General features: G+C 61.3%; 3 protein-coding genes. All 3 read left to right on the forward strand.

Annotation, left to right across the window (positions count from 1 at the left end; genetic code table 11):
- Positions 1-248 (forward strand): hypothetical protein (locus VGG64_13740; protein ID HEY1600665.1); only part of this gene is annotated, 248 nt, incomplete at its 5' end.
- The gene (locus VGG64_13745) at positions 245-2,443 is read left to right on the forward strand and encodes a hypothetical protein (GenBank protein ID HEY1600666.1); all 2,199 of its coding nucleotides are present in this window, start codon (positions 245-247) and stop codon (positions 2,441-2,443) included. The genes VGG64_13740 and VGG64_13745, both read left to right, overlap by 4 nt.
- A gap of 68 nt (positions 2,444-2,511) precedes the next feature.
- Positions 2,512-5,769 carry a hypothetical protein gene (locus VGG64_13750; protein ID HEY1600667.1) on the forward strand — a complete coding sequence of 1,086 codons (3,258 nt, stop codon included), beginning with the start codon at positions 2,512-2,514 and terminating at the stop codon, positions 5,767-5,769.
- Positions 5,770-5,888: the final 119 nt, after the last annotated feature.

Genomic DNA, 5,888 nt, shown 5'->3' on the forward strand with positions numbered 1-5,888 from the left:
CAGCCGATCGCTTGCTCGCCGTGAATCGTCCTGTATCAGAAGATGGCGCCGAGATTCTTGGCGACGCGCGCGTGGCGGAACTATTCGAAGGACTCAATTTTGACCGGGTGGATGATCAGCCCGGTAGCTTAGGGTCGTTGATCCAGGAGATCTGGCGTGCGTTCCTGGCGGCGATGCTCATAGCGCTCGTGCTCGAAGCTGCCCTGTGTTTGCCCAAGTTGGCCCACGGTCCGGGGGCCAACGCATGAACACTGTACGAACACTCTCGTTCATGTGGGTTCCCTGGTCGATCGCGATCTCGCTGTTGGTCGTGCTGGGTACTGCCGCGCTCTGTTTTGTGGCGTGGCGACGGAGCGGCTATCGCCGTGACTACGGCTTGCTCGAGCTGCTACGATTGGTCTTGGTGATTCTTGTGGCGCTACTGTTCAATCAACCGGAATGGGTCGAGGAATATCATCCCATAGAAAAGCCGTCGATCGCCGTGCTATGGGACAGTTCGCCGAGCATGGACACGCGCGACGTCATCGGCGCCGAGGCTGCACCGACTTCGCTAGCGACGCGGCGCGAGGCGGTGTCGCCACTGGTGGACAGCACGTTTTGGAATTCGCTCGCCGAGCGGCTGACGGTCGAGATTCAGCCCTTTTCGCCGGCGGGCACTTCGCACGGCACGGATCTTTTCCAGCCCTTGGCCGAAGCTCCGCAGCGATTCAAGAATTTGCGCGGCGTGGTGCTGGCGTCGGACGGAGATTGGACCGCAGGCAGCCCGCCCGTGCAGGCGGCTTCGGCCTTACGCTTGAAGGGGATTCCTGTCTTTGTCGTGCCGGTGGGGAGTTCGTCGCGGTTGCCGGATGTCGAATTGTTGAGCCTTGATTCGCCGACATTTGGCATCGCCGGTAAATCAGTGCGGATTCCCTTTACGATCGAAAGCACACTGCCGCGCGAGCATGTCGTGACCGTCGTGTTGAAGACATCGGACAATGACGAGGTGACGAAGGAAGTGCGCATTGCCCCCATGGGGCGCACCAGCGACTGGGTGAATTGGAAGCCCAAGGCCGTCGGCGATAACACCCTCACGCTGAATGTGCCCAAGCATGGCGACGAGCTATTGGCCGATAACAACCAACTTTCCACGCCAATTGCCATTCGCGAAGAGAAACTGCGTGTGTTGCTGGTGGAATCGATACCCCGCTGGGAATATCGCTATCTGCGCAATGCCCTGTCGCGTGATCCAGGGGTGGAACTGTCGTGCTTGTTGTTCCATCCAGGACTCAGCAAAGGAGGGGGCGGCAACAAGGACTACATCAAGCAATTTCCGCAGGGATTGGACGAACTGTCGAAATACGACGTCGTGTTCTTGGGTGACGTCGGTTTGGAGGATGGCCAACTCACACCTGAGGATTGCCGGCTGTTGAAGGGTTTGGTCGAACATCAGGCCAGTGGGTTGGTGTTCATGCCGGGCTGGCAAGGACGCGAATTGTCGCTCATGGATTCCGAACTGGGTGACCTGTGCCCTGTGCTGCTCGACGCAGGCCAACCGAGCGGTTGGGGGTCGCGAACACCCAATACATTGGAGCTTACCGAAACCGGCCGCCGCAGCCTGCTGACAAAGCTGGCGGATACGCAAGAAGACAATGCCGACGTGTGGGAAGAACTACCGGGTTTTCAATGGTATGCGGCCGTCAAGCGTGCCAAAGCAGGCGCTGAAGTTTTGTGCGTCCATAAGGACGTCTCGAATGAGTTTGGCCGACTGCCACTGCTGGCAACAAGGACCTTTGGCGCCGGCAAGGTGCTGTTCATGGGGACCGATGGTGCGTGGCGGTGGCGCAAGGGGGTGGAAGACAAATTCCACTACCGTTTCTGGGGGCAGGTGGTACGCTGGATGGCGTATCAGCGGAATATGGCCAAGGGCGAGACCATGCGCATGTACTACTCCCCCGAGCAACCGCAGGTCCGCCAGACTGTGGCGCTGAGCGCCAATGTCATGCAACGCAGCGGCGAGCCGCTCACCGGGGGAGACGTCCTGGCGCGTATCGTGGCCCCCAGCGGCAAGGCCGAGACAGTGCGGTTCACTTCCTCTGGCGACGAATGGGGCGCGTTCTCTGCCCGCTATGCCGCCGAGGAGCCTGGTCGCCACGACGTCACGCTGTCGTGCCAGCAAACCGGCGCGACGCTCGACGCCTCGTTCTTTGTACAAGGCGGGACCGAAGAGCGCATCGGTCGCGCCGCACGTCCCGAAGTGCTGGAAGAAATCGCACGTGTCACGCGCGGCAAAGTGATTCGCATCGACCGGCTCGATCAGGTGATCGATTCGCTGGCAGCGCTGCCGGATCCTCCGCCGGCGATTCGTCGCGTGCAACTTTGGTGTCACCCGGCCGTCATGGGCACAGTGGTGACGTTGTTAGGTCTGTTTTGGGTTGGGCGTAAGGCGATCGGATTGATCTGAATTGCGTGGGACCGCAGGTGATTTACGGATAGTAACCGGGACCCATTAAAAAGATTGGTGAGGCAGTTATGAGCATCCCCCAAACGAGTTCCCGATTCCAGCTACCTTCGTCGCTCACGGCGCAACTGCACGAGTACCGCCGTCATGTATGGGGCATCAAATCGATCGAAGCCGCCTGCGGCGCGCTGTTCGGGATTCTGGTTTCTTACCTGGTTCTGTTTGCGCTCGACCGCGTCATCGATACGCCCAGTTGGGCCAGGATCGCCATCTTTCTCGTCGCGGCCAGCGGCTGCGCCGTGGTACCTGTTTATTTGCACCGCTGGATCTGGTGTCATCGCCGGCTGGAACAATTGGCCCGCTTGCTGAGCCGTCGGTATCCGAGCATGGGTGATCAGATGTTGGGCATCATCGAGCTGGTGCGCAATGAATTCGAGCAGGCGCGATCCCCGGCGCTGTGCGAAGCGGCGATTCAACAGGTGGCGCACGAGGCGTCCAAGCGAGATTTTCGTACAGCAGTCCCCAACCCGCGTCATCGATTCTGGGCTTTGATGGCGTCAGTGCCGTTCGCCGTAACAGTGACGATGCTGGCCCTGTTTCCCTCGGCGGCGACCAATGCCTGGTCGCGGTTCGTGGCTCCCTGGCGGCCGATCCAGCGCTACACGTTTACGGCGCTTGCCGAGTTGCCCGAACAAATCGTTGTTCCTCACGGCGAGCCGGTAACAATTCCGGTGCGGCTGCTGGAAGAATCGCGCTGGCACCCGGAGCAAGGGACCGTGCGCCTGGGCAATCACTCGAAGGTGAATGCCGAGTTGCGCGACGGGGTTTACGAATTCGCCTTGCCGCCGCAAATCGACGCGGTGCCGGTCGATCTGCGTATCGGCGACGCGCGGCAGCAATCGCGGCTCGAACCGATGTTGCGACCCGAGCTTGCGGCCGTAGAAGCCGATGTACAACTGCCGGCATATCTGGAACATGCCGCGCCACTGCAGAAGGATGTGCGCGGCGGGACGATCACGCTGGTGCGCGGTAGCACGGCCCAATTTACGGCCACGGCCAACCGCAATCTATCGAGCGCCATGGTCGACGGCGCAGCGGCCGTGGCGATGGGAGCCGCTGTGACTTCTGGGGCGGTCGCTATCGACGACTCGCGCAAGCTGATTTTCGAGTGGCAGGACGAGTTCGGACTGAAGGGGCTCGAGCCGTTTGCTATTTCAATAACCGCCCGCGATGACGATCCGCCGACTCTGTCGTGCGAGGATTTGCCGCGGCAACGAGTGGTGTTGGTTTCCGAGACGCTGAATTTCAAGGTTCGGGCGCAGGACGATTTCGGCGTCAAGGTTGTCGGGATCGAGTGGGAGGGGATGGATAGCGCGGCCGCCAGCCAAATCGCTCGCGGTGAACGAGTGCTGGCCGCCGGCGGCAGCGATAAAGAAACAATCGACCTGGCCGGCGCCTTTTGTGCCGAGACGTTGGGCATCGAACCGCAACCGTTGAGCGTCCGCATCTTTGCCGAGGATTATTTGCCAGGTCGCGAGCGCGTCTACTCGGCCAGTTATGTGCTGTACGTGCTCAGCTCCGAGCAGCATTACATCTGGCTGACCGAGCAATTGAGCAAGTGGCATCGCCAGTCGCTCGAAGTGCGCGACCGCGAGATGCAGCTGCACCACACCAACCAGCAACTACGCCTGATGACGCCCGAAGAGCTCGACCGGCCCGAGGTGCGACGCCAGATCGAAGCCCAGTCGTCGGCCGAACGAGGCAACGGACGCCGCCTGACAGGCCTGGTCGCTAACGGCGAAGAACTGGTGCGGCAAGCCATGCGCAACTCCGAGTTCGGCGTCGGCCATCTGGAAAAATGGGGCGAGATGCTGCAGATCCTCAAGGACATTTCGGCCAACCGTATGCCCAACGTCGCCGACCTGCTGAAAGAGTCGTCGCAGGCGCAGGGGTTGGCGTCGAACTCGCAGACAAAGCCGGCCCCCATGGCCGGGCAGATGCGTGGAACTGCAGCCGCCGCGTCGAAGCCGGCCGAGAGCAAGCCGCAGCCCCCCGTGCCGCAAGTCGTAGATGCCGAGTCTTCTCAGCAGCCCGCCAAGAAAGAAGACGAACCCCAAGAGCCGGGCAAGAGCAACTCGAAGCCCCGGCTGACGCTGCCGGTGACAACCGTGGCGGATCCGGCACCCAAGACGCCGCCGGCCAATACTCCCGCAGCCGAGAAGCTCGACGAAGCAGTCAAAGCGCAGCAAGATTTGCTCGCCGAGTTCGAAAAGATCGCCGACGAGTTAAACAAGGTGCTAGCCAATCTGGAAGGGAGCACGCTGGTCAAGCGGCTTAAGGCTGCCTCGCGCGAGCAATATGTCGTGGCCGGCAAGATTGGCGACCAACTCGGGGGCGCCTTCGGGCGGCGCGCCACACGAGCGGCCGATTCCGCAGAGGCACTCGTCGGCCTGGCCAAAATCGAGGAGGGAAGCAGCCAGAAGCTGTCGACGATCATGGACGATATGCAGGCCTACTTCGAACGGCGGCGCTTCCAGCGATTCAAAACCGTGCTCGACGAGATGCGCGAACAGGATGCCGTCGGCAGCTTGCGGCAATTGAGCGACGACGTGCGTCTCGAGGCTGGCATGTCGATCGCGCAGTGCGAGTTCTGGTCCGATACGTTCGATCGTTGGGCCGATAATTTGGTCGACCCGGCCTGTGCGGGCAAGTGCCCCGGCTGTAAAGCCAAGGGGAGCTTGCCGCCGTCGCTGGTACTCGAAGCCATGCGCATCCTGGAAGCGGAAGTCAATCTGCGCGAAGAGACGCGCGTCGCCGAGCAAGCGCGCCGCGCCGTCGAAGAGAAGGTCTACGGCGAGCAAGCCGGCAAACTGCGCGACACGCAGGACGGCTTATCGGATCGTGTGGTCGATCTCACGCAGCGTATTAGGGAGTTGCCCGACGCTGAAACGGATTTCGGCTACGAAATCAAGTTGTTGGGTGCGGTTGAAACCGTGATGGACGAGGCGACGGGAATCCTTGACCGGCCCGACACTGGTTCGCCGGCCATTGCGGCAGAGACCGAAGCGATCGAGCTGTTGCTGCGCTCGAAGAAAATCAATCCGCGCGGCGGCGGTGGCGGAGGCTCTTCGCCCGGCGGAGGAGGGCAGGGGACGACCAACGACTCGGCCCTGGCGCTTGTGGGGACAGGTTTGAATGACAAAGAAGTTCGTGAAGATCGCGGCGTGCAGCAGTCCACGGGCGAGTCGGGCAGCTCATTGCCCGAAGAGTTCCGCGCTGGCTTGGACGAGTATTTCAATCGTCTCGAGCGAGAAACCGGATCGGACTGAGGAATCACATTTCTGCGGTTCGTGGGCAAGGCATCGCGGTCGAGGGCTGGCAGCGGCATGCGACGTAGCGACGATAATGATGTGCGAGCTTTCACCATGAGTCGGCATTTCTACGCAAT

This window comes from Pirellulales bacterium, assembly GCA_036490175.1.
Classification (GTDB): Bacteria; Planctomycetota; Planctomycetia; order Pirellulales; family JACPPG01; genus JACPPG01.

Excerpts from the sequence above, each read along its gene's own strand:
- VGG64_13750 (HEY1600667.1), top strand. The coding sequence starts at position 2,512 with ATGAGCATCCCCCAAACGAGTTCCCGATTCCAGCTACCTTCGTCGCTC.
- VGG64_13745 (HEY1600666.1), top strand. The coding sequence starts at position 245 with ATGAACACTGTACGAACACTCTCGTTCATGTGGGTTCCCTGGTCGATC.